The organism is Xanthobacter sp. NM-25 (genome assembly GCF_022138605.1).
In the GTDB taxonomy this organism is placed as follows: Bacteria; Pseudomonadota; Alphaproteobacteria; order Rhizobiales; family Xanthobacteraceae; genus Xanthobacter.
In genome coordinates, this window is the sequence record NZ_JACBFS010000002.1 from 112,333 (window position 1) to 133,914 (window position 21,582).

Below are 21,582 nucleotides of genomic sequence, written 5' to 3' on the forward strand. Positions count from 1 at the left end.
ACGAAAGGGGGGACCGGTTCAGGCCAAAGCGGCGCGCAGCCGGGCGGTGGCGCCGGCAAGGGCCAGGAGCGGGTCTGATGGCCGTTCGGCGGGGGCGATGCGGGCCCCCGGCTGCATGGGGAAGGTGACGATGGAGACCTCCCACAGATCGATGCGGGCGAGCCGGCGCACCCGGGTGCGCGGATCGGTGCGGGCCTCCACCGCCTTGAAGCCGATGGAGAGGCCATCGAGCGCCCCCTCGCGCACCAGCGCCGCACATTCGCGGGCGCGGGCGACGGCGGGCGAGAGGCGGCCGCGCACATAAAGGCCGCGCGCATCCTCCCCCACCTCGGTCCACACGCCGATGGGTTCGGCGGGATCGTGCTGGTAGAGCATGCGCACCCCGGCCGGGCCGGTGCGGGCGAGGCTTTCCGCAAAAGCACCGGCCAGCACCATGTCGCGGCCGAGATCGGCGATGCCGAACAGGCAGGCATAGCCGGCAATGGCGAAGCCATCGTCAGCGGGGGGAGAAGCGAAAGGCAGTGCCACGCTCAGCCCTCCTTGCCCGATGGCTTGCGGCGCTTGCGGCCCTTGTCGAGCTTCTCGAGGGTGGCGACGAAATCGCGGAACACGGCGGTGGCGGTGGAGCCGGCGGCGACCGGATGGGGCGCCTTGGCCCGCGAGGGGGCGCCGCCAAGCGCGCGAATGCGCGGCGCCGGCGCCTTCTGGAAGGGAGCACGCATGAGACTTCTCCAGAGGTGGGGATAGGAAACGCAGACGCCGCCCATCGGCCGGACACAGCAGGCGCGGCGGCGCTCAGGGCTTGTCGTCGTAATGGGCGTTGAAGCGGGCGAGCTCGCGAATGAAGGCATCGAACCGCGCGCTCGCCCGGGCGAGCTCCCCCAGCATCCGCCAGCAGGCCAGCGAGGCCGCAAGCGCCCACAGCAGCAGCGCCACATGGGCGAGATCGCCCCGCTCGGCAAAGGTGCGGATCAAGGCATCCATCAGCAGGCCCAACGGTTTGCGGGGCGCCGCACGGGACCTGAGAAAGTCCTGTCGCACCCTCTTGAATTCGAGTCTATTTCGATATATCTAAATCGCATCGAAATAGATACGGAGGCGCACTTGCGCAGTTTTTCGAAAGGACATGGCCATGGTGGCCATCACGGAGCGGGCCGCGGCGATCGCGGCCACGGGTTTCAGGGTGACTCCCACGGCCCCCATCGCGGCGGTCGCAGCCGGCCCGAAGGCGAAGGACGCCAGGGCGGACGCGACGATACCAATCCCCGCTTCGCCGGCGGCCGGCATCAGGGCCGCCCGGACGGGCAGCACAGAGGGGGCGACCAAGGTGGTGATCGCGGCGACGCGCATGGCGGCGATCGCGGCCACCGACACGGACGACTGGGCCAGCGGCCCGGTTTCGATGGCGCCGAGGCCGGCACGCGCGGCGGCCGTGAGGCCGATGCCACGCGGCAGCTGGCCAGCGCTGCCCTCGCCCTCTACGAGGCGGCCCGCGCGCTCCTCGCCGATCAGCGGACCGCCGACGCGCCGCGCCCGTCCACTCGGCCCGAAGCGCAGCGCACACAGGCGCCCGTGCGGCTCTCGGTGTGCACCGGCCGCGCCTGCCGCGCCCGGCAGGACAGCCCCTCGCTGGTGGATGACCTGAAGCGCGCGGCGGCCGCCAGCGGCCAGGCGGTGGAGGTCACCACCTGCCGCTGCCTGAAAATGTGCGACGAAGGCCCGGTGGTGGTCGCCTCCTCGGCGCCCGGCTTTTCCGCATCCAGCGGGGCTCCGGCGGAACGGCTCTTCGTGAATGTGCGGAAACGGGATATTCAGGACATCATCCAGGCGGCCGGAGGCCGCGCATCATGAGGTGGGGGTCCGTGTCTCGTTCCGGTTCGCGCGATGGGTTCGGCAAGCATGGCGGCCGCGGCGCCGACCCGCGCCATGGACACGACCGCTTCGACGGGCGTCCAATGGAGCGCCCGCAAGAGCGCCCGATGGAGCGGCGCGGCGGCCGGCTGGGGCGGCTGTTCGCCCATGGCGACCTGCACCTGCTGGTGCTGTTCATGATCGCCGAGAAGCCGCGCCACGGCTACGAACTCATCAAATCCATCGAGGCGCGGATGGGCGGCGCCTATAGCCCGAGCCCCGGCACCATCTATCCGGCCCTCACCCTCCTGGAGGAGCAGGGCTATATCCATGCCGAGGCCAGCGAAGGCAATCGCCGGCTGTTCGCCATCACGGCGCCGGGCACGGCCTATCTCGCCGCCAACCAGGCCCAGGTGGACCAGATGCTGGCCCGCATGAGTGAGGTGCGCGAGCGCCGCGGCGATGCCCCGGCCCCAGTGGTGCGGGCCATGGAGAACCTCAAGTTCGCCCTGCGCCTGCGCATGGAGCGCGGCCCGCTTTCCGATGCCGAGGCCCAGGCCGTGGCCGAGGCCCTCGACACCGCCGCCGTCACCATCGAGCGGAGCTGAGGTGGCGCGGAGCTGAACTCCGCACCCCAGCCATCCTCCCCAACCTGCAGCGCACCCCACGGGCCTTGGCCCGAATGCCGGCGTGCGCGCTGATGAAAGACACGTCCATGGATACCAACAGCACCCCCCGTCATCAGACCACCCGCCTGCGCCAGGAGCCCAAGCGGCGCCTGCTCACAGTGACGGCGATCGAGGACATCACGCCCCACATGCGGCGCATCACCTTCACCTCGCCTGATCTCGCCGATTTCGTGAGCCCGGCACCCGACGATCATATCAAGCTGTTCCTGCCCAACCCGGCGGTGCCCTCCGGCGAGAACATGCGGGACTACACCCCGCGCCGGTTCGATGCGGAACGCCTGAGCCTCACCATCGATTTCGCCCGGCACGAGGCTGGCCCCGCCACCCGCTGGGCCGAGGCCGCCCAGGTGGGCGATCAGCTTGCCATCGGCGGCCCCAAGGGCTCCAGCAGCGTTGCCGATGATTTCGACTATTACCTGCTGCTGGGCGATGAAGCCGCTTTGCCCTCCATCGCCCGCCGCATCGAGGGCCTGCGGGCCGGCGTTCCGGTCACCAGCGTGGTGGTGGTGGAAAGCGAAGCCGACGTGCAGGCCGTCACCACCGCCGCCCGCCATGATGCCATCTGGGTGTTCCGCGCCGGCCGCGACGCCGACGACGCCACCCTGCTGCGCGAAGCCCTGGCCCGCTGGCAGGCGCCCGCGGGCGAAGGCTATGTCTGGATCGCCGCCGAGGCGCAGGTGGCCCGCACCCTGAAGGCCTATATGTTGGATGAGCGCGCCCACCCCAAATCCTGGCTGAAGGCCGCCGGCTACTGGGTCCGCGGCGAAGCCGGCGCCCACGCGAAGCTGGAGGGGTGAGGGTCCGCCCTCCCCTGCGCAGCCCGGCGGCACGGCCTATTTCTTGAGATCGACGACCACCTCTTCCAGCCTGCCCTCAAAGGTGAAGGGCGCCCGATAATCAGAGGTCACCGGCGTGCCGGTATCGGTGCCGATGTCCTGGTTCTCGGACAGGGAGAATTTATAGGGCGTGGTCTTCTCCACCCGCCCTGATCCCACCGCCTGGCCATCCACAAAGAGGGTGACCGTGCCGCCCTTGCCGACCGCCTGGCCCCCTTCATAGGCGAAGTCCATCCGCACCGTGTGCTCGCCCGCCGGACACGGCAAACTGCCCGAAGCCCACGTCGTCCAGAAGGATCACCAGAACGTTGGGCGCGCCCTTGGGGGCGGTGATGGGCGCGGGAAACGCCGCCGGATCGGAATCCTTGAACGTGGTGCCCACCGCGCCACGGAACTTCTGTTCGGCATAGGGCAGCACCACCCAAAGGCCGCATTTCAGCTCGAAGATAGCCGATTTGCACCATAAATACATTAGAATATTAAATAGAATCCATGACAAGACTGTTGCGGAGACGGGAGCTATGAATAAGCCTCTACTCTGTGCTCCAGGATGCTGTCGGGATCACTAGCGAGGCGCGGACGGTCGCAGATAGCCGACATACGCGACGAACGCGCCGATGCGGAATGCCAAGCTAAGGGCGATGGGGGACGCGGCCCAGCCGGGGAGCAGCAAGATGGAGGAGTGAAGGCTCTGACTAGTCGGTATTACCGCCAGCGTCGATTAACCCAACCGCTCAACCGACGGGCCGACATGAGGTAGGCTCCTAAGATCAGCGTCATAGAGCACCAACCCGACAAAAGCCGCTCCCTATGCTGGATGCGGCATGGGCGATCGAAGCGGGTCACCGCGATTCCGCTGGCCCGCCACCCACCGCCTTGCACACTCAAGCTCGGGCCAAACGACACCGAAAGGTTGTATGATGCTCGCATAAGGCCCTGCGCATCACGTAGCTGAGTCTACTGAGATTTCACCCGGAGCACCGCCGATGACAGACACAAGCGCCATGCGCTTCTTGGACGAGAAGGCTGTCCTCAAAGAGATTAAGTCGATGCTGGCCGCAGCGAGGGAGGCGAAAATTGCAGTCGCCTTCTGGGGGCAGGGAGCACTTGAGCAACTCGATATCGGTCGAACGAACCTCGATGTAAAACTCATTTGCAATCTTGATTCCGGCGGCTGTAACCCAGCCGCGCTGAAATCAATCATGAGCACCTTGCCACCAGCACGCGTTCACTCCCACCCGCGTCTGCACGCGAAGGTCTATTGGACACCCGATCGCGCTATCGTCGGCTCATCGAACGCATCTGCGAATGGGCTCGCCGTCGAAGGCAATGTGGCTCGGAGCTGGGCTGAAGCCAACATCCTTATCTCTGATCGAAGATTGCTCCAGGAAATTGAAGACTGGTTCAATCGGCGCCTGGATGAGGCGCGGATCATCACCGACCATGACCTGAGCTTGGCGCAATCCCTGTGGGACTACAGATCCCGCGCAGCAGCTCCAGGAGTGGCTCTCTGTGGAGATCTTCTTCAAGCCTATGCCCAAGCACCGGACCATCCCTCATGGCGCAGGGTGCGCGTCGCCCTTTGGTCTGCCGGCATCAGCAAGGAAGGGAAAAAGGAGGCAACAGCCCTAATAAACGAAAATTCAACGCTTTCTCAATTCGCTCAATATGAAGGATGGACGAAAGAGTTTTATCCAGATGATTATATACTTGATTTTTACGTCAAGAACGGAAAATCAAAATTTTCAGGAATATATATTATTGAATACCATCGCGGAAAAACGATTAATTTTGCGACTGAAAGGAATACAATCTCCTTACCAAGCTTTCCAGAATTGAAACTATCGGACAACGACATTTCAAAAATTAAAATTATAGCACAAAAATTACTAAATAAATACTCAGAAGATGGATCAAGTGTATCTCTTATGCTTTCAGATATCGCAAATGAATTAAATAAATAACTTTGTATAAATAACAAATTTGCAAATTTCTTAAAATATTCATACCATTTTCACTGATATTACTTTGACAATAGCGCAGAAATTCTAAGTTGGAAAGAAAGCGCCGCATGCGAAAGCAAAGATGGGAACACGGATGGCCTCAGCCGAGATGCAAAGGCTGCGGCCATCTCGCAGACGCACGGATGACATATGAAAATCCATGCGACATTCCCAACGCAGCGGGCGTGAGCCCAAAGCCTCCTCACCCCCACCCTACCGCCGCGCGCTTCTCGGCGTCGGTGAGGTAGTCGGCGGTGGCGATGCGGGACCAGAGTTCGGTGCGTTCGGCGGAGAGGGCTTCCACCTGGTCGAGGTCGGGCACCAGCTCCAGGGCGGGGCCGTAGGCCGGGCCGAGCCAGGTGGCGAGCCCCTCCGCCATGCGGCGCATGAGGGGCACCACGCTCTGGCGCCACAGGGCGCGGTTGGCCTCGGCATAATTGGCATAGGTGTTGTCGCCGGGAATGCCCAGCAGCATGGGCGGCACCCCAACCGCCAGGGCGATCTCGCGGGCGGCGCCGTTGCGGGCGGCCTCGAAATCCATGTCCTTCGGGGAGAGGGACAGGGGCCGCCAGTCCAGCCCCCCTTCCAGCAGCAGCGGCCGGCCGGCATTGGTGGCGCCCTGGAAGGAGGCTTCCAATTCCCCCTTCAGCCGCTCGAACTGCTCCTCGGTGAGCGAGCCCGCTCCGCCATAGACCAGCGCGCCGGAGGGCCGCGCCGCATTGTCGATCAGCGCCTTGTTCCAGGCGCTGGCGGCATTGTGCAGGTCGAGGGCCTGGGCCGCCGCCTCCAGCGGAGGAAAACCGTAGTGGTCATCCAAAGGGTTGAAGGCGGTGAGGTGGAGGATGGCCGGCACCTCCGCGCCCTCCACCACGCTCGCCTGGGGAATGCGCAGGGTGCGCCCGCACAGGGTGTAGTCATAGGCTTCCGGCCAGCCATCGGGCCCCGGCACCACCCGCATGCGATCGGGCCGCAACACGTGCAATTCGCGCAGCTGCCCCTCCACCGCCACCGCCTCCACATAGGCATTGCCGGCCACCAGCAGATGGCAGGCCATGGCCTCCAACAGCCCCGAGCGGGTGAGGCGCGGGTTGGGCCGGTTCAGGAGATCGAGCAGCGGGTGGGTATCGTGCTCGCGCCCCGCCTCCATCAGCACCCAGGGAACGGTCGCCGCCGCCTCGCCGATCATGCGCACGGCGCGATAGGCGATGGCGTTGCGGGTGAAGCCCTCGCGGGCGAGGGAGGCATAGTCGCGCGGCGTCCAGCGCGGCCGGCCGGTGGTGAGCAGGGCCACCAGCGCCGCGGTGCGGCTCGCCTTGGCCTCGGTGGGCGCCCCGGAAGCGCGGAACGGCGCGAGAAGCGAAGCAAACATCAGCGGCTCCAGATGCGAGGATGAAACCCATGTGAAAACGGAACAGGTTCACGCCCCCCGAACGCGCGGCAGGCATTTCGCAACGGCCGGGAGAGGCGTAGAATGCCGGGCGTGGGGGAGAAACGTGGGGAAACCGGGAGGGCGCCATGCTCTACGCTCTGGTTCTCGTCATCACGTCCACGACCATCATTCAGCCGGTCTCAGTCGGCCCTTGGCCTTACCCCGTCGCCCCGCCCTATCTGTCGAGCGAGGTGTCGCAAAAGGTCATCGGCTATTACCGCAGCGAACGGGGCTGCCTCGGCGCCGACATCAAGCGCTCCAAGGCGTGGCCGGACCTGGCGCCGGGCCAGAGCGTCACCGGCCTGTGCGTGCAGGTGGAGATCCCCGCCGGGCTCGACATCACCGTGCGCCCGGCAAGCTGAGGGCGCAGGGGACCGCTCGACGTTCAAGAGAAACGGCCTGTCAAAGGGCGCGTTCCCTCTCCGGCATGAGGGAGGGGGCCGGGACCGCATCAGCGGCACAGGCGCTTGAGTTTTAAGTCTTTCCGGATTTTCGAGACCGCGGCCCGTCCTTCCAGCGTTTGCCCCCTCCCCAGCCCTCCCCCGCAAGCGGGAGAGGGAGCAGCGCTGCGGGGAACGCAGGGGTGCGGCGCACGGGCCAAGCCGCGCGCGCTGAGTGTTGAAAGGCGCCTAAAGCTCCCTCACCCGGGGCGCGCCGGCGCGGGGGCCGAGGGCCAGGGCCGTCACCGCCCACACCAAAGCATCGAGCCGATCGGGCGAATGGCCGCCGGAGAGACCATCCGTGCCGAAATCGCAGAGTTCGTCCTCGAGCTCGGGAAAGCGGCCGGCGTGGCGCACCCGGCCCTGCTCGTAAAGGGCGGCCACCGGCTCGGCGCGCACATATTTGCCGCGGGTCGCCCGCACCGCTGCCACCGGCACATCGGCATCCACCTCCGCCAGCACGGCACGCACCATCTCACCGCCCTGGTTCACCTCCGCCACCACCGTGTCGGCGGAAAAGCGATAGAACAGAGCGATGGCCCGCGCCGCCCACTGGGCCGGGCGCAGGCCGCCGGCGCTCTCATCCGCCAGCACATGCACCACCCCCGCCCCGTCGATGCCGGCACACACCAGGCCGCAGGCATCGGCCCCGGCGCGGGAGGAGGCCGGCGGGTCCACCGCCACCACGATCCGTCGCAGCGGTGGCGCGCCCGCTTCCCGCGCTGCCTCCAGAGCGGGGCGGGACCAGAGGGAATCCGGCCGGTCCTCGATGATCTCGCCCTCCAGCTCCTGGCGGCCGAGCCGGGTGCCGCCGTAGCGGTCCAGCATCTGTGCCAGGAAGCCGGGGGCGAGGTTGAAGGCGTTGTCGGCGGTGCGCGCCCGCGACACGGCGGTGTCGGGATGGGCCAACAGCCGCTTCAGAAGGGGCGTGGGGCGCGGCGTGGTGGTCACCATCTGGCAGGGCCGCGTGCCGAGCCTCAGGCCGAACTGCAGCATGTCGAAAGTGGCATCCGCCCGCTTCCATTTGGCCAGCTCATCGCACCAGGCGGCGCCGAACTGAGGGCCGCGCAGGCTTTCCGGATCCTCCGAGGAAAAGCCCTGCGCCACCGCGCCATTGGGCCATTCGAGGCGGCGCCGGGAGGGCTCCCAGCGGGGCCGTTCGCCCGTGTCGTGGACGGCGAGAAGGCCGGAGACGCCCTCCACCATCACCTCGCGCACATCGGCCATGGTTTCCGCCACCAGGGCGATGCGCCCCACCGGCGCGTCGGCGAACGGCGAGCGGCCGAGGGCGAGGCCGCGCACCCATTCGGCGCCGGCGCGGGTCTTGCCGGCGCCGCGCCCACCCAGCACCAGCCAGGTGCTCCAGGCGCCGCCGCCCTGCGCCAGCTCCGGCGGCAATTGGTCGGGCCGGGCCCACAGGGCCCAGTCGGTGACGAGCCGGCGGGCCTCCGCCTCGCTCATCTCAGCCAGCAGGCGGGGGATCGTCCTCGGGTTCCGCGCGCAGGCGCTCAAGACGGCGCGCAAGCTCGCGGCGGAACTCGTCGAGATCGCGCACGGTGTCATCGGCGTCCTTCGCAGGCTGGGCGGGGGTGTCGCGGGCGGCCTTGTCCGCCGCATCCTCGGCGGCGGCCAGCTCCCGCAGGGTGCGGGCGATGAGGGCGAGGGCGCGGGCATCCTTCTCGCCATCGGCGGAGGGGCGCGGCGGCCCCTCCCCCTCGGCGGCGTGGTGCATGCGCGCCTCGATCTCCGCCACCTGCCGCTCGGCGGTGCGCCACAGCCGCGCCAGCAGGCGGCCGCGCGGGGTCTCCTCCGGGCGGATCTGAAAGCTGTTGCGGGCACGCCGGGCCTGGGGCTTCAGCGCCACCGCACCATCGGGACCCACCTCGCGGTCGATCCAGTGATAGGCGACGCCGGTGGAGAGGCCGGTGCGGGCGCAGATCTCGGCGATGGGCAGGCCCTCGGCATAGAGCTGACGTGCCAAGCCCGCCGTCGCGGGCGCCTGCCGACGCGGCGGTGTGGGAGACATGGGCAATTCCGAAGCTGGGAAGCGGTGGCCGAGCCCGTCGCGCCAGGCGCAACTCTCGAACATGACAGAAACCTACCCCGGCAGCGCACCGCTGTCAAGGACTAAATTCCTTTTTCGGCCATCCTGAGCGGCGGGGCCGGGGCCTCCTCCAGCCGCACCCGGTTGCGACCGTCCATCTTGGCGGCGTAGAGCGCCTTGTCGGCGCGGCCATAGAGTTCGGAGAATGTGTCGCCCGAACGGGCCATGGCGACACCGGCCGAGAAGGTATAGGCGAAATCCGGCCGGTCATCGAGCGGCCGCGCGGTGCGCACCAGCCCCAGCATGCGCTCGACGATGAGGGCGGCCTCGTCCAGCGCTGTATCCGGGAGGACGAGAACGAATTCCTCACCCCCCACCCGGCCGAAGCAGTCCGAGCGGCGCACCTGGACGTTGATGCGGCGGGCGAAATCCCGCAGCACCGCGTCGCCCGCCTGATGGCCGTAGCGGTCGTTGATATATTTGAAATTGTCGAGGTCGAGCACGGCCAGGCAGCCGGGCGTGCCAAGGCCCAGGGCCAGGCCCGAGCGGGCCAGCATGTCCTCCACCCGGGCGGTGACGAAGCGGCGGTTGGCGACGCCGGTGAGGTCGTCCGTATGGGCGGCGCGGATGGCTGCATCCCGATCCCGTCGCACGGCGCGCGCATCCGCCCGCATCTCGGTGATGTCGGTGCCGACGCACAGCATCCAGCCGCTGGCGGAGACGGTTTCGGCCATCAGCAGCCAGCGCCCGTCATGCAGCTTGGCCTCGACGGTGCGGTAGGGGGTCTTGCCCCGGCGGGAGAAGGCCGATGTGAGCCAGACATCCATGTCCGGCGCGTCGATGACCAGGCCGCGCCCGGCCAGCGCATTCCGCCGCATCAGCTCGGCCCAGGTGGGGCTTTCCCCCTCCGCGACCGCATAGGCCTGCCGGTACGCCGGGTTGGCGTAGCGTAAGCGATCGGCGCCGTCGAAAACCGCCACAAGTAGCGGGCTCTCATCGTGGAGGTGACGCAGGTGGGCGGACAATTCATCCATGGTATCGAGGACCATAGCCGAGAACGTGGCGGTGCGGGAGCGGGAAGCGTGGCCGTGATGCGGCGATGCACTGCGACACGATGATCGGCATCGCGACGGCGCCACCCGCATGGCTGCCGTGGCCGCGCCGGGCTTGCATTCGCCGGCGAAGTCGCCCAAGAACCCCGGCCCTCGAGAAAGACGCGAACACACGCCCATGACTCCCAGCGGCGGCCCCTGCGGCCTGGATTTCGGCACCTCCAACACCACGCTGGGCACCCTGGCCCAGGGCGCGCCCGCCCTGTGCCCGCTGGAAGGGCGCCACGTGACCGTTCCGAGCGCCGTGTTCTTCGGCGCCGACGGCCTCACCCGCATCGGCCGCGCCGCCATCGACGCTTATGTGGAAGGGGTGGAGGGCCGGCTCATGCGCGGGCTCAAGTCCGTGCTCGGCAGCGCCCTCATCGACGAGACCACCCTGGTGGGCCGCGAGCGGGCGCCCTTCCGCAAGGTGATCACCGCCTTTCTGGCGGAGGTGAAACGCCGCGCCGAAGCCACCGCCGGCCGCCCGCTTGATGCCGTCGTGCACGGCCGCCCGGTGCATTTCGTGGATGCCGACCCCGAGGGCGACCGCAAGGCCGAGGACACCTTGCGCCAGATCGCCACCGAAGTGGGCTTCTCCCACATCGAGTTCCAATACGAGCCCATCGCCGCCGCCCTCGACTATGAGCAGCAGATCAGCCACGAGGAACTGGCGCTGATCGCCGACATCGGCGGCGGCACGTCGGACTTCTCCATCGTCCGCATCAGCCCCGAGCGCCGCCGGCAGGTGGAGCGGGCCGACGACATCCTGGCCAATGACGGCGTGCGCATCGGCGGCACCGATTTCGACCGGGTGCTGAGCCTGAAGACGCTGATGCCGCTCCTGGGCTTCGGCAGCCCCATGAAGCGCGCCAACCTGGACGTGCCCTCCTCCTATTTCCACGATCTCGCCAGCTGGCACTCCATCAACCGCATCTACGAGCCCAAGATCGCCCGCGAGATCCGTGAGGTGAAGCGGGAGGCGCGGGAGCCGGAGCGGCTGGAACGGCTGGAACAGGTGATCGAGGAGCGGCGCGGCCATGCTCTGGCCGGGGCGGTGGAGGCGGCCAAGATCGGCCTCGCCGAGACCCCTCATGTGGAGATCCCGCTGGACTGGATGGAGGCGGGCCGGGCCCTGGGGGTGAGCCAGGCGGAGCTCACCGGCACCACCGCCGAGCTGGCGCACCGCATCGCCGCACGCATCGATTCCCTCTTGAAGACCGCCAGCCTTGGCCGCGAGCGCATCGACGCCCTGTTCCTCACCGGCGGCTCCACCCGCCTCGCCCATGTGCGCGCGGCCATCACCGCGGCCCTGCCCGGCGCCCGGGTGGTGGAGGGCGACACCTTCGGCTCGGTGGGCATCGGCCTCACCATCGAGGCCGGTCGGCGTTTTGGCGCGGGCCAAAATTGAAGTCGCAAAAGAAAAGGCGCGCGCCGGAGCACGGCACGCGCCAGAAAAATAGGGAACCTCTTGGCGCTCAGTGCGCGGCGATCGAGGCGTAGGTCGAGGCCGGAATGCGGAAGAAGCCGCGGCCGTTGGACAGCGCCTGGTAATAGGCGGAAGCGCCGGCCAGCAGGCGCTCGTACCACGCCTTCGGGCTCACGCCGTCCGGGCAGCTGTCGATGGTCCACACTTCCGCGTTGGGCTGGAAGCGCACGTGAATGAGAACGTTCTCGGCGGTCTCGGCAACTTCAGACATGGAAAGCTCCTTGATGAACAAAGGGGCCGCCAGGGGCAGGCCGGATCAAAGAAGGCCCACCTTCTGCGCGGTTCCGGCCACGCAATCGGCGCCGCGCGGAGGGCGGAAAGCCTCCGTTTTCGAGACTAGACACGGGCCATCGCCCAAACCTTGATCACGATCAAAAACCGCGCAACAGGCCGCCCCTCGGCGCCGCGGCCCCTCTGCCGGCGGACGGAGAATGCCGCTAGACTTGCCTTCAAGCCCGCATCGCGCCCCGCTGTCGAACCTCACAGTCGAACCTCATATGCGCCCGTTCCCCAAAGCTCGCGTGGATGCCCTGTGCGACGGCATCTTCGCCTTCGCCATGACCCTGCTGGTGGTGGACATCCGCCTGCCGGAGGGGCTCGCCGTCACCACCTCCGCCGAGCTGGCGCAGCAGCTCACCCGCCTCACGCCCCAGGCGGTGGCCTATGTGATCTCGTTCTTCGTGCTGGCGGCGGAATGGCGCGCCACCATCGCCATCCGCCACGATACCGAGGCGGTCTCCGGGCGGGCGCTGCAGGTGTGGCTGTGGTTCCTGCTGTTCGTCACCATGGTGCCGTTCTCATCGGCACTGGTGGGGCGCTATGGGCACCTGCCCCTTGCGGTCTGGGTCTATGCCTTCAACATGGCGGGCCTCGGCCTGCTTTCGCTGCCCCTGCATCGCATGGAAGTGCCCGCCGCCGTGCGCACGCAGGGCAGTGCCGGCCAGCGGCGCACCTTCCTGTTCATCGGCTCGGCGGTGGCCTCGGTGCTGGTGAGCCTGTGGGCGCCGAACTATGCCATGTACGCCTATCTGCTGAACGCCCTCGGCCGGGTGCCGCCGTTCCGCTGACCCCTCAGCGCCGCCGGGCGCGGGGTTTCGGGTTGGCCGGCCCCTTCGCCGGGCCTTTGGCCCCCTTCGGCCAGCGCACCGGCCAGGTGGCGAGGTGGTCCACCAGCTCGAACAGGCCGAACTCATCCTCCAGCCCCGCCACCTTGCCGGCCACCGAAATGCCCGCCGCCCGCACGCTGTCCGGATCACCGGACACCAGAGGGTGCCAGAACGGCAGGTCCTTGCCCTCGTCCAGCAGCCGATAGGCGCAGGTGGGCGGCAGCCAGGAGAGGCTCGCCACCGCTTCCGGCGTCAGCCGCACGCAATCGGCCACCTGTTCGGAGCGGTGGGCATAATCGGCGCAGCGGCAGCTGTCCCTGTCGAACAGGCGGCAGGCCACATCCGTATAAGCGATGGCGCCGGAATCCTCGTCCTCCAACTTCACCAGGCAGCAGCGGCCACAGCCGTCGCACAGGCTCTCCCATTGCTCGGTGCTCATGGCCGCCAGGGGCGTGGTGCGCCAGAACGGTTTCCCCGTCTCGGGCGCGGCATCGGGTGGCGGAGCGGCTGGCGCAGCGGCTGGCGTCTGGGCGGGCGATCGGCTCATGGCTCCCTCTAAAGCATTTTCGAGCGCGCTGGCCACCGGTTCGCGTGAAGAAAATGCGGGAGGTCCATCAGCGAGAACCATCCCGCTGCGGAAGACCTCCCCGTGGACGCGCTACGGGGAGGGCAGATGACGCGCGGCGCCTCAGCCCAGATAGCCGCCAGCCTTGAGATAGGCGATGATCTGGTCGGCCATGGCCTCGGGCGCGGTGGCGCCGGCCTCCAGGCGGATCTCGGCGGCCTCGGGCGCCTCATAGGGGCTGTCGATGCCGGTGAAATTCTTGATCTGCCCGGCCCGCGCCCGCTTGTAGAGCCCCTTCACGTCGCGGCTTTCGGCCACCGCCAGGGGGGTATCCATGAAGATCTCGACGAACTCGCCCGCGCCCATCAGCTCGCGGGCCATCTGCCGCTCGGCGCGGAACGGCGAGATGAACGAGACCAGAGTGATGAGGCCGGCATCCACGAACAGGCGGGCCACTTCCGCCACCCGGCGGATGTTCTCCACCCGGTCGGCATCGGTGAAGCCGAGGTCGCGGTTGAGGCCGTGGCGCACATTGTCGCCATCCAGCATGTAGGTATGCCGGCCCTCGGCATTGAGCTTCTTCTCGACCAGGTTCGCCACCGTGGACTTGCCGGCACCGGAGAGGCCGGTGAACCACAGCACCACCGGCTTCTGCCCCTTCATGGCGGCGCGGCTGTCCTTGGAGACGTTGAGCGCCTGCCAATGCACGTTGGTGGCGCGCCTCAAGCCGAAATCCACCATGCCGGCGCCGACCGTGAGGTTGCTCATGCGGTCGATGACGATGAAGGCGCCGGTCTCCGGCACATCGGCGAACGGATCGAAGGCGACGGGATCGTGGGTGGCGATATTCACCACCGCCACCTCGTTGAGGCCGAGGGTCTTGGCGGCAAGACGCTGGAAGGTGTTCACGTCCAGCTTGTGCTTGATCTCGGTGATCTGCGCGCCCACCGTGCGGGTGCCCATCTTGATGAGATAGGGCCGGCCCGGCAGCAGCGGCTCGTCATGCATCCAGATGAGGTGGGCGGCGAACTGGTCCGACACCTCCGGCCGGTCGGCAGCGGCCGCCAGCACGTCGCCGCGGGAGACGTCCACCTCATCGGTGAGGGTCAGGGTCACCGCCTCGCCGGCGCCGGCCTCCTCCAAATCCCCGTCCTTGGTGACGATGGATCGGATGCGGCTGGTGGCGCCCGAGCCGGCCACCACCACCGCATCCCCCGGCCGCACCAGGCCCGACACGATGGTGCCGGAGAAGCCGCGGAAATCGAGGTTCGGCCGGTTCACCCACTGCACCGGCATGCGGAACGGCCGCGCCAAAGCGTTGCTCGCCACCTCCACCGCCTCCAGATGCTCCAGCAGGCTGGGGCCGGAATACCAGGGCGTGTTGGCGCTGCGGGTGATGACATTGTCGCCGAAGCGGGCGGAGAGCGGAATGGGCACCAGGGTCTCGAAGCCGAAATCGGCCGCGAATGCGGCATACTCGGCCACGATGGCGTCGAACCGCTCCTGCGAGAAATCGACGAGATCGATCTTGTTGACCGCCAGCACCACGTGCTTCAGGCCCAGCAGCTTGACGATATAGGAGTGGCGCCGGGTCTGGGTGAGGATGCCCTGCCGGGCATCCACCAGGATCACCGCCAGATCGGAGTTGGAGGCCCCCGTCGCCATGTTGCGGGTGTATTGCTCGTGCCCGGGCGTGTCGGCGACGATGAATTTGCGCTTGTCGGTGGCGAAGAAGCGATAGGCCACGTCGATGGTGATGCCCTGCTCGCGCTCGGCGGCGAGGCCATCCACCAGCAGAGCGAAATCGAGGTCGTCCCCCACCGTGCCATGCTTGCGGGAATCCGAGGAGAGGGTGGCGAGCTGGTCCTCGAACAACAGCTTGGTGTCGTAGAGCAGCCGGCCGATGAGCGTGCTCTTGCCATCATCCACGCTGCCGCAGGTGAGGAAGCGCAGCAGGCTCTTGTGCTCCTGGGCGGCGAGATAGGCGGAAAAATCGGCCTCGATCTGGGGCTGAATATCGGGCTTGGCGGTCATCAGAAATAGCCCTCCCGCTTCTTCTTCTCCATGGAGGCGGCCTCGTCATGGTCGATGAGCCGGCCGGCGCGCTCGGAGGTGCGGGCGGTGAGCATCTCGCGCACGATCTTTTCCAGGGTGTCGGCGTCGCTCTCCACCGCCGCGGTGAGCGGGTAGCAGCCCAGCGTGCGGAAGCGGATGTGCTTCATCTGCGGCTGTTCGCCGGGGGCGAGCGGCAGGCGCTCGTCATCCACCATGATGAGCTGGCCGCCCCGCTCCACCACTGGCCGATCGGCGGCGAAATACAGCGGCACGATGGGGATGCGCTCGGCCAGGATATATTGCCAGATGTCGAGCTCGGTCCAGTTGGAGAGCGGGAACACGCGGATGCTCTCGCCGCCCTTCACCCGGGTGTTGTAGAGGTTCCACAGTTCCGGCCGCTGGGTCTTGGGGTCCCAACCGTGGTTGGCGGTGCGGAAGGAGAACACGCGCTCCTTGGCGCGGCTCTTCTCCTCGTCGCGGCGGGCGCCGCCGAAGGCCGCATCGAAGCCGTGGGCGGTGAGCGCCTCCTTCAGGGCCTCGGTCTTCATCACATGGGTATAAAGGGAGGAGCCGTGCTCGAACGGGTTGATGCCCTGCTTGAGCCCCTCCTGATTGGTGTGGACGATCAGCTCGAAGCCCAGTTCCTTGGCCATGCGATCGCGAAAGGCGATCATCTCGCGGAACTTCCAGGTGGTGTCGATGTGCATCAGCGGAAACGGCGGGCGCGAGGGATAGAAGGCCTTCACCGCCAGATGCAGCATCACCGCCGAATCCTTGCCGATGGAATAGAGCATCACCGGATTGCGGAACTCGGACGCCACCTCCCGCATGATGAAGATGGACTCGGCCTCCAGACGCTTCAGATGCGTCATACGCTCGGACGACATCGACCCGGTTGCTCCTTCATGCCGCGACCCACCCCGCCGCGATTTCACTTGACCTACACGCCCATCCCGACAAAATCCACACAAAATCGGCATGTAGAAATATATTACAGAATATTTCTGATTTTTAGAAGCTCAGCGCGTGAAGCCGGCCACCAGCTCCACATGGGGCGAAAAGCGGAACTGGTCCACCGGCATCACCGGCCCCAGCCGCCAGCCGCCCGCCACCAGGGTGCGGGCATCGCGGGCGAAGGTGGCCACGTTGCAGGAAACATAGACCAGCCGCTCCAGCTTGGACGCGGGCGTGCGGTGGGCCAACTCATGAGCCTGGGCCTCCGCCCCCTGGCGCGGCGGATCGATCACCACCGCCTCGAACGCCGCCAGCTCCTGCGCCATCAAAGGGCGGCGGAACAGGTCCCGGGCCTCGCCGCTCACCGTCTTCAGGCCCGGGGCATGGCTCGCCTGCATCATCGCCGCCACCGCCGCGGCATTGCTCTCCACCCCATGCACCCGGGCGCGATCCGCCAGCCTGAGCGCGAAAGTGCCGACGCCGCAGAACAGATCCGCCACCGTGCGGGCGCCTTCGGTGGCCTTCACCACGGCGGCGCTGAGCACCGCCTCGCCCTCGGCGGTGGCCTGCAGGAAGGCGGCGGGCGGCAGCGCCACCCGGGCCGCGCCCATGGCCAGCACCGGCGCCGCCCGCTGGAGAACCAGCTCGCCATGGCGGGTGAGCCGGGCAAGGTTGAAGCGCTCCGCCAGTTCCGCCACCGCGCCCAGCAGCGCCGGCGGCAGCGGGCCCGAGCCGCGCACATCCATATCGAGGCCGGTGTCGGTGGCGATCACCTGCAGATCCAGCGGCTTCTTGCGCGGCGCCAAGGCCGCCGCCACCGCCTGCGCCGCCGGCAGCGCCCGGGCGAGGCTCGGCGCCAGCACCGGGCAGGCATCGAGCGCCACCATGGCGTGGGACTTGCGCTCGGCGAAGCCCACCACGGTGCGCGCGCCATATTGGCGGGCATGGAAGATCACGCGCCGCCGGCCGGCGCCATGGGCGTCCACCACCGGCAGAATGTCCGCCTCCAGCCCCTCGCGCTTCAATGCCTCCTCCACCAGGGTGCGCTTCCAGGCGAGGTAGGGGGCGAGCGACCAGTGCTGCAGCAGGCAGCCGCCGCAGCGGCCGAAATGGGTGCATTCCGGCTCCACCCGCTCCGGGCTCGGCTGCATCAGCGCGACGATGCGGCCGCGCTCGCCCGCCACCTCGGCCCGCACCCGATCCCCGGGCAGGCCATAGGGCACGAACACCGGGCCGGACGGCCCCTCGGCGACGCCATCGCCCTGGGCGCCCACGCGCCGCACGTCCAGTTCCAGCACCGCGTCACTCACGCTCGTTCCGCTCCCAACAGAAATTCCACATTGCCGTCGCCACCGGTGATGGGCGAGGCCATCCGCCCGGTAACGCGCCAGCCCAGCCCCGCCACCGTGGCGGCGATGTCCGTGCACACCTGCTCGCGCACCGCGTCATCGCGCACGATGCCCTTTTTCAGCGCCTCGCGGCCGGCCTCGAACTGCGGCTTCACCAGCGCCACCAGCCGCGCCCGGGGCGCGGCGAGCGCCAGCGCCGCCGGCAGCACCTGCTTCAGCGAGATGAAGGACACATCCACCACCACCAGATCCACCAGCCCGCCGATGGCCGCCGCATCAAGGCTGCGGATGTCGGTGCCCTCCATGAGGGTGACCGCCCCGTGGCCGCGCAGGCGGGCGTGGAACTGGTCCCGTCCCACATCCACCGCCACCACATGGGCGGCACCGGCCCGCAGCAGCGCCTCGGTGAAGCCGCCGGTGGAGGCGCCCACATCGAGCGCCCGGAGGCCTGAGGGATCGAGGGCGAAGGCCTCCAGCGCCGCATTGAGCTTCAGCGCGCCGCGCGAGACATAATCATGCACCGGCGCCGCCTCGATCCGCGCCTGCGCGTCCACCTCGGCGGAGGCCTTGGCCACCACCACCCCGTCCACGCGCACCAGCCCGGCGGCCACGGCGGCCTGGGCCCGCGCCCGGCTCTCGAACAGCCCGCGTTCCACCAACAATCGATCGATGCGCATCACCCGCGCCTTCTGTGTCCCCGTCCGGCTCCCGTCCGCCGGCGCGGAAGCTGGGGCGCCCCCGCGACGTCAAGCCGTGCCACGGCGCGTCGCAAGCCGGCGAGGGCCGTGATATGCGAAGGTGTCGAGCGACGCAAATTGACAAGCGCTGCAGTTCCCGGCGGAATGCGCCCAGGTCGCGGCAAAGTTGTCTGCGCCGCGCGGACACGTCGTGGATGGCGGGCCGGGATGGGGAATGATGCAGCAGTCGATCGGGGCGCAGACCGGCAACCACACCACGCGACCATGCCGGCGCACCGCACCGGACCATCCTGCCGCGTCTCGAACGCCCATTCCGCCCGGAGGCGGCCGCGCCCGCGCGACCAGGACCATGGGCCTGCTGGCGGGGCTGGTCGCGGGCAGCCTCGGCCTCGGCGCTCTACCCGCCGGAGCGGCGCGGGAACCGGCGAGCCAACGCGCCACCACCCCCAAGGACAATCGCGTCTGGGTGCTGGCCCGGGCCGACGACACGCTGGTGCTGCGCTATGGTGCGCCCGGCGCGGCCGACCCCGTGTTCGCGGTGGCCTGCCAGCCCAGCGCCGGGCTGCTGCAGTTCACGGTGGAGGTGACATCCGCCAAGATTCGCTCCGGCGACGGGGTGGCGGTGGCGCTGCAGGTGGGCAAAAGGCGGCTGGAGCTGGCCGCGTCCGCCTTCCGTGGCGCCACCGACGGCCAGGTGGTGGCGGAGGCCGCGGTGGCCTTGGAAGACCGGGTGCTGGACCTGTTCGCCGATGGCGAGATCCTCACCGTGCGCCTGCCCGGCTCCAACACCGCGTTTCCCTTGGCCGGCGCCAAGGCCAAGGTGGTGGATTTCCGCCGCGCCTGCCTCGGCCGCAAATGAACCGGCGGCGGCGCGCGACCTGCTGTTTCTGTCCTGCGCACCGGCCCTGATCGGCGCGGTCTCACTGGAGCCTGCATCCATGCGTCGCCCCTTCCACCCCCTTGCCTTGCGCGCCATTGCCTCGCGCCCACTTGCCCTGCGCCCACTTGCCCCCCGCCTGCGGCGCGCCGGCCGCGCCGCCGCCGGTGTCGCGCTGCTGATGGCGCTTACCCTTCCGGCCGCGGCGCAGGAGAAGATGACCTGGCACACCCAGGACGGCAGCGACAACGCCGCGCTGGTGTTCGGCGTGCCCGAGAGCGAGGAGGTCATGGTCTTCTTCCTCTGCAAGCCGGGCGCGGAGGGCGTGACCGTGCAGAGCATGATCGGCTCCAAGGGGCTGGAGCGGGAATCCGCCGCCCGCCTGGTACTGTCCGGCTCCGGCGTGAAGAAGACGTTCGCCGGCAAGGCCATCGGCCATGACGAGAACACCCATGTGGATGTGGAGGCGCCGGCCCGGATGGCCGACGTGAAGGCGCTGCTGAAAGGCAGCGGCCTGCTCACCATCGAGGTGAAAGGCGCCCGCCAGCAGGTCGCCCTCACCGGCGCCAAGGCGGCCCTCGCCCAGTTCGAGACGGCCTGCAAGGGCGAGCGCTGAACCGGCCAGACCGACACGCCCTGAGGCCGGGGCGCGTGGACCGCGCGCCCCGGCCTCAGCGGTGCGTGTGGCCGCAGCCCGGGCCATGCACGTGCCCGGAATGCTCATGTTCGTGATGCTCATGCTTATGGCCATGATCATGCGCGTGGGCGTGATCATGAGCGTGCCCGCAGTCGGGCCCATGCACATGCTCCGGTGACCGCACATGCTCCGGTGACACCTTCACGGGAGCTGCCTCGGCAACATGATGCGCGTGGCCGTGATGGCCATCCTCATGATGGTGATGGTCGTGGCCATGATGCGCGTGCTCATGGGCCGAGTGTTCATGGGCGGGGTGCTCATGGGCGGGGTGCTCATGGGCCGGGTGCTCATGGGCCGGGTGCTCATGCCCATGATGCTCATGCCCATGATGCTCGTGCCCATGGTGATGCCCGGCGCCGGCGGCCTCCAGGGTGGCCTTGTCGGGACGGAACGGGCGGGTCACCGGCGTCGCGCTCACGCCGAGGCCGCGCAGGGTCTCCATCAGGGCGCCGTCGGCGGGGACATAGAGCGCGGTCTCGGTGCTCTCCGTGGGCAGGTGCCGCTGGCCCAGCTGCCACGCCGCCTTCAGGAGCCGGGCCGGATTGGGGCTTGTCACCTCCATCAGCGCCTCGGCGGCGGCGCGCACGCGCACGAGCCGGCCATCCTCCAGCTTCACCGCATCGCCGTCATCGAGCGCCACCGCCTTCTCGAGCTCCAGCGCGATGGCGAGGCCACCCTCGGTGGTGAAGGCGAAGCGGCGGCCCTGGCGGGCGCGGTGATCGAGGGTGACCGCGTCCGCGACCTTTTCGTCGCGGACGGCGGGACGGCGGACAATGGCAGTGGCACGGATCATTCATTCAACTCCGGCGCCACCGGCCCGCCGGGTGCGGATCAGGCGGCGCTGCTGTCGCGATTCTGGTTCGTCTCGAACAGGAACCACAGACGCTTCTCGGCTTCGTCCACATATTGTTCGAGCAGGCCGGCGGTGGCAATGTCGTCGGCGGCATCGCACACCGCGTGGGCGGCGCGGATGGTCTTGATGACCGCCTTGTTGTCCGCCATCAGCTCCTCGAACATGGCTTGGGGCGTGGTGAAGCCGGCTTCGTTCTCCTTGAGCGAAGTGAGCTTCAGGATCTCCCCATAGGAATGGATCGTAGGCGCCCCCAGCTTGCGCACCCGCTCGGCCAGGGGATCGAAGGTGGCGGCGATGCTCTCCGCCTGTTCGTCGAGCATCAGATGATAGTCGCGGAAATGCTTGCCCGAGACGTGCCAGTGGAAATTCTTGGTCTTCAGATGCAGCACGAAGGCATCGGCCAGCACCTTGTTGAGAGCTTGTGCCACCTTGGCCACGTCAGCGGGGGCGAGATCCGTGGGGGTGGCAAGGGCGGGGGTCGCCTTCGTCAGCGAGCGCACGACAGCCATGGGAAAACCTCCTTCCAGAGATGAACGCAAGGGTCAGCGCCAAGGGG

At 68.2% G+C, this 21,582-nt stretch carries 27 protein-coding genes; 9 read left to right on the forward strand and 18 right to left on the reverse strand.

Annotated features, from left to right (window positions below; translation table 11 throughout):
* Nucleotides 1-18 precede the first annotated feature (18 nt).
* The 4 genes from MEU52_RS06310 to MEU52_RS06325 all read right to left on the reverse strand — a co-directional run bounded on the left by MEU52_RS06310 (nt 19) and on the right by MEU52_RS06325 (nt 1,374).
* A complete protein-coding gene (locus tag MEU52_RS06310) occupies nt 19-528 on the reverse strand; it encodes an HK97 family phage prohead protease (RefSeq protein ID WP_238120795.1) in 510 nt (169 codons plus the stop codon).
* A 2-nt stretch (nt 529-530) separates the two neighbouring features.
* Nucleotides 531-722 carry a hypothetical protein gene (locus MEU52_RS06315; protein WP_238120794.1) on the reverse strand — a complete coding sequence of 64 codons (192 nt, stop codon included), beginning with the start codon at nt 720-722 and terminating at the stop codon, nt 531-533.
* Nucleotides 723-795: 73 nt separating this feature from the next.
* A complete protein-coding gene (locus tag MEU52_RS06320) occupies nt 796-984 on the reverse strand; it encodes a hypothetical protein (RefSeq protein ID WP_238120793.1) in 189 nt (62 codons plus the stop codon).
* Between the two features lie 87 nt (nt 985-1,071).
* The gene (locus MEU52_RS06325) at nt 1,072-1,374 is read right to left on the reverse strand and encodes a hypothetical protein (protein WP_238120792.1); all 303 of its coding nucleotides are present in this window, start codon (nt 1,372-1,374) and stop codon (nt 1,072-1,074) included.
* Between the two features lie 198 nt (nt 1,375-1,572).
* Between MEU52_RS06325 and MEU52_RS06330 the strand changes: the two genes are divergently transcribed.
* The 3 genes from MEU52_RS06330 to MEU52_RS06340 all read left to right on the forward strand — a co-directional run bounded on the left by MEU52_RS06330 (nt 1,573) and on the right by MEU52_RS06340 (nt 3,337).
* On the forward strand, nt 1,573-1,851 hold the full coding sequence (locus tag MEU52_RS06330; RefSeq protein WP_238120791.1) for a (2Fe-2S) ferredoxin domain-containing protein: 279 nt from the start codon (nt 1,573-1,575) through the stop codon (nt 1,849-1,851).
* 128 nt (nt 1,852-1,979) lie between these two features.
* Entirely contained in the window at nt 1,980-2,459 is a 480-nt protein-coding gene (locus tag MEU52_RS06335; protein ID WP_238120790.1) for a PadR family transcriptional regulator, read from the forward strand.
* A 107-nt stretch (nt 2,460-2,566) separates the two neighbouring features.
* Nucleotides 2,567-3,337, forward strand: coding sequence for a siderophore-interacting protein (locus MEU52_RS06340; protein ID WP_238120789.1), 771 nt, complete (start codon nt 2,567-2,569; stop codon nt 3,335-3,337).
* A 36-nt stretch (nt 3,338-3,373) separates the two neighbouring features.
* Here the strand turns inward: MEU52_RS06340 and MEU52_RS06345 are convergent, their stop codons facing one another.
* Nucleotides 3,374-3,610: a hypothetical protein gene (locus tag MEU52_RS06345; protein ID WP_238125007.1), complete on the reverse strand. Its 237-nt coding sequence runs from the start codon at nt 3,608-3,610 to the stop codon at nt 3,374-3,376.
* The gene (locus tag MEU52_RS06350) at nt 3,594-3,797 is read right to left on the reverse strand and encodes a hypothetical protein (RefSeq protein WP_238120787.1); all 204 of its coding nucleotides are present in this window, start codon (nt 3,795-3,797) and stop codon (nt 3,594-3,596) included. The genes MEU52_RS06345 and MEU52_RS06350 overlap by 17 nt, the downstream gene beginning before the upstream one ends.
* 565 nt (nt 3,798-4,362) lie before the next feature.
* Here MEU52_RS06350 and MEU52_RS06355 point away from each other — a divergent pair.
* Complete coding sequence (locus MEU52_RS06355) at nt 4,363-5,340, forward strand: phospholipase D family protein (protein ID WP_238120786.1); 978 nt, start codon at nt 4,363-4,365, stop codon at nt 5,338-5,340.
* A gap of 241 nt (nt 5,341-5,581) precedes the next feature.
* Here MEU52_RS06355 and MEU52_RS06360 read toward each other — a convergent pair whose 3' ends face one another.
* The gene (locus tag MEU52_RS06360; RefSeq protein ID WP_238120785.1) at nt 5,582-6,748 is read right to left on the reverse strand and encodes a phage portal protein; all 1,167 of its coding nucleotides are present in this window, start codon (nt 6,746-6,748) and stop codon (nt 5,582-5,584) included.
* 146 nt (nt 6,749-6,894) lie between these two features.
* Here MEU52_RS06360 and MEU52_RS06365 point away from each other — a divergent pair, with 146 nt between their 5' ends.
* The gene (locus MEU52_RS06365; RefSeq protein ID WP_238120784.1) at nt 6,895-7,170 is read left to right on the forward strand and encodes a hypothetical protein; all 276 of its coding nucleotides are present in this window, start codon (nt 6,895-6,897) and stop codon (nt 7,168-7,170) included.
* Between the two features lie 267 nt (nt 7,171-7,437).
* Here the strand turns inward: MEU52_RS06365 and MEU52_RS06370 are convergent, their stop codons facing one another.
* The 3 genes from MEU52_RS06370 to MEU52_RS06380 form a co-directional block, all read right to left on the reverse strand.
* A complete protein-coding gene (locus MEU52_RS06370; protein ID WP_238120783.1) occupies nt 7,438-8,709 on the reverse strand; it encodes a DNA-packaging protein in 1,272 nt (423 codons plus the stop codon).
* Nucleotide 8,710: 1 nt separating this feature from the next.
* Nucleotides 8,711-9,229 carry a helix-turn-helix domain-containing protein gene (locus tag MEU52_RS06375; RefSeq protein ID WP_238120782.1) on the reverse strand — a complete coding sequence of 173 codons (519 nt, stop codon included), beginning with the start codon at nt 9,227-9,229 and terminating at the stop codon, nt 8,711-8,713.
* Between the two features lie 146 nt (nt 9,230-9,375).
* Complete coding sequence (locus tag MEU52_RS06380) at nt 9,376-10,326, reverse strand: sensor domain-containing diguanylate cyclase (RefSeq protein ID WP_238120912.1); 951 nt, start codon at nt 10,324-10,326, stop codon at nt 9,376-9,378.
* A 196-nt stretch (nt 10,327-10,522) separates the two neighbouring features.
* On the opposite strand from MEU52_RS06380, the gene MEU52_RS06385 reads away from it, so the two are divergent.
* Entirely contained in the window at nt 10,523-11,794 is a 1,272-nt protein-coding gene (locus MEU52_RS06385; protein ID WP_238120781.1) for an Hsp70 family protein, read from the forward strand.
* 67 nt (nt 11,795-11,861) lie between these two features.
* On the opposite strand, the gene MEU52_RS06390 is transcribed toward MEU52_RS06385, so the two are convergent.
* Nucleotides 11,862-12,083 carry a hypothetical protein gene (locus MEU52_RS06390; RefSeq protein ID WP_238120780.1) on the reverse strand — a complete coding sequence of 74 codons (222 nt, stop codon included), beginning with the start codon at nt 12,081-12,083 and terminating at the stop codon, nt 11,862-11,864.
* A 286-nt stretch (nt 12,084-12,369) separates the two neighbouring features.
* Between MEU52_RS06390 and MEU52_RS06395 the strand changes: the two genes are divergently transcribed.
* Nucleotides 12,370-12,939: a TMEM175 family protein gene (locus tag MEU52_RS06395; RefSeq protein ID WP_238120779.1), complete on the forward strand. Its 570-nt coding sequence runs from the start codon at nt 12,370-12,372 to the stop codon at nt 12,937-12,939.
* Nucleotides 12,940-12,943: 4 nt separating this feature from the next.
* Here the strand turns inward: MEU52_RS06395 and MEU52_RS06400 are convergent, their stop codons facing one another.
* From MEU52_RS06400 to MEU52_RS06420, 5 genes are all read right to left on the reverse strand, one after another.
* Nucleotides 12,944-13,525, reverse strand: a complete 582-nt coding sequence (locus tag MEU52_RS06400) for a YcgN family cysteine cluster protein (protein ID WP_443266098.1) — start codon at nt 13,523-13,525, stop codon at nt 12,944-12,946.
* Between the two features lie 141 nt (nt 13,526-13,666).
* On the reverse strand, nt 13,667-15,577 hold the full coding sequence (gene cysN, locus MEU52_RS06405) for a sulfate adenylyltransferase subunit CysN (RefSeq protein WP_238120778.1): 1,911 nt from the start codon (nt 15,575-15,577) through the stop codon (nt 13,667-13,669).
* Entirely contained in the window at nt 15,577-16,485 is a 909-nt protein-coding gene (gene cysD / locus MEU52_RS06410) for a sulfate adenylyltransferase subunit CysD (RefSeq protein WP_238120777.1), read from the reverse strand. Before cysD ends, cysN begins: the two co-directional genes overlap by 1 nt.
* Before the next feature lie 132 nt (nt 16,486-16,617).
* Complete coding sequence (locus MEU52_RS06415) at nt 16,618-17,862, reverse strand: class I SAM-dependent RNA methyltransferase (RefSeq protein WP_238120776.1); 1,245 nt, start codon at nt 17,860-17,862, stop codon at nt 16,618-16,620.
* Entirely contained in the window at nt 17,859-18,578 is a 720-nt protein-coding gene (locus MEU52_RS06420; RefSeq protein WP_238120775.1) for a TlyA family RNA methyltransferase, read from the reverse strand. Before MEU52_RS06420 ends, MEU52_RS06415 begins: the two co-directional genes overlap by 4 nt.
* A gap of 235 nt (nt 18,579-18,813) precedes the next feature.
* On the opposite strand from MEU52_RS06420, the gene MEU52_RS06425 reads away from it, so the two are divergent.
* Together MEU52_RS06425 and MEU52_RS06430 are read left to right on the forward strand one after the other, a co-directional pair.
* On the forward strand, nt 18,814-19,458 hold the full coding sequence (locus MEU52_RS06425; RefSeq protein WP_238120774.1) for a hypothetical protein: 645 nt from the start codon (nt 18,814-18,816) through the stop codon (nt 19,456-19,458).
* A 79-nt stretch (nt 19,459-19,537) separates the two neighbouring features.
* Complete coding sequence (locus MEU52_RS06430; RefSeq protein ID WP_238120773.1) at nt 19,538-20,092, forward strand: hypothetical protein; 555 nt, start codon at nt 19,538-19,540, stop codon at nt 20,090-20,092.
* 55 nt (nt 20,093-20,147) lie between these two features.
* Here MEU52_RS06430 and MEU52_RS21775 read toward each other — a convergent pair whose 3' ends face one another.
* Together MEU52_RS21775 and MEU52_RS06440 are read right to left on the reverse strand one after the other, a co-directional pair.
* Nucleotides 20,148-20,966 (reverse strand): urease accessory protein UreE, encoded by an 819-nt coding sequence (locus tag MEU52_RS21775; RefSeq protein ID WP_273546105.1) that lies wholly within the window; start codon nt 20,964-20,966, stop codon nt 20,148-20,150.
* Between the two features lie 38 nt (nt 20,967-21,004).
* On the reverse strand, nt 21,005-21,535 hold the full coding sequence (locus MEU52_RS06440; protein WP_238120772.1) for a Dps family protein: 531 nt from the start codon (nt 21,533-21,535) through the stop codon (nt 21,005-21,007).
* Between the last annotated feature and the right edge of the window lie 47 nt (nt 21,536-21,582).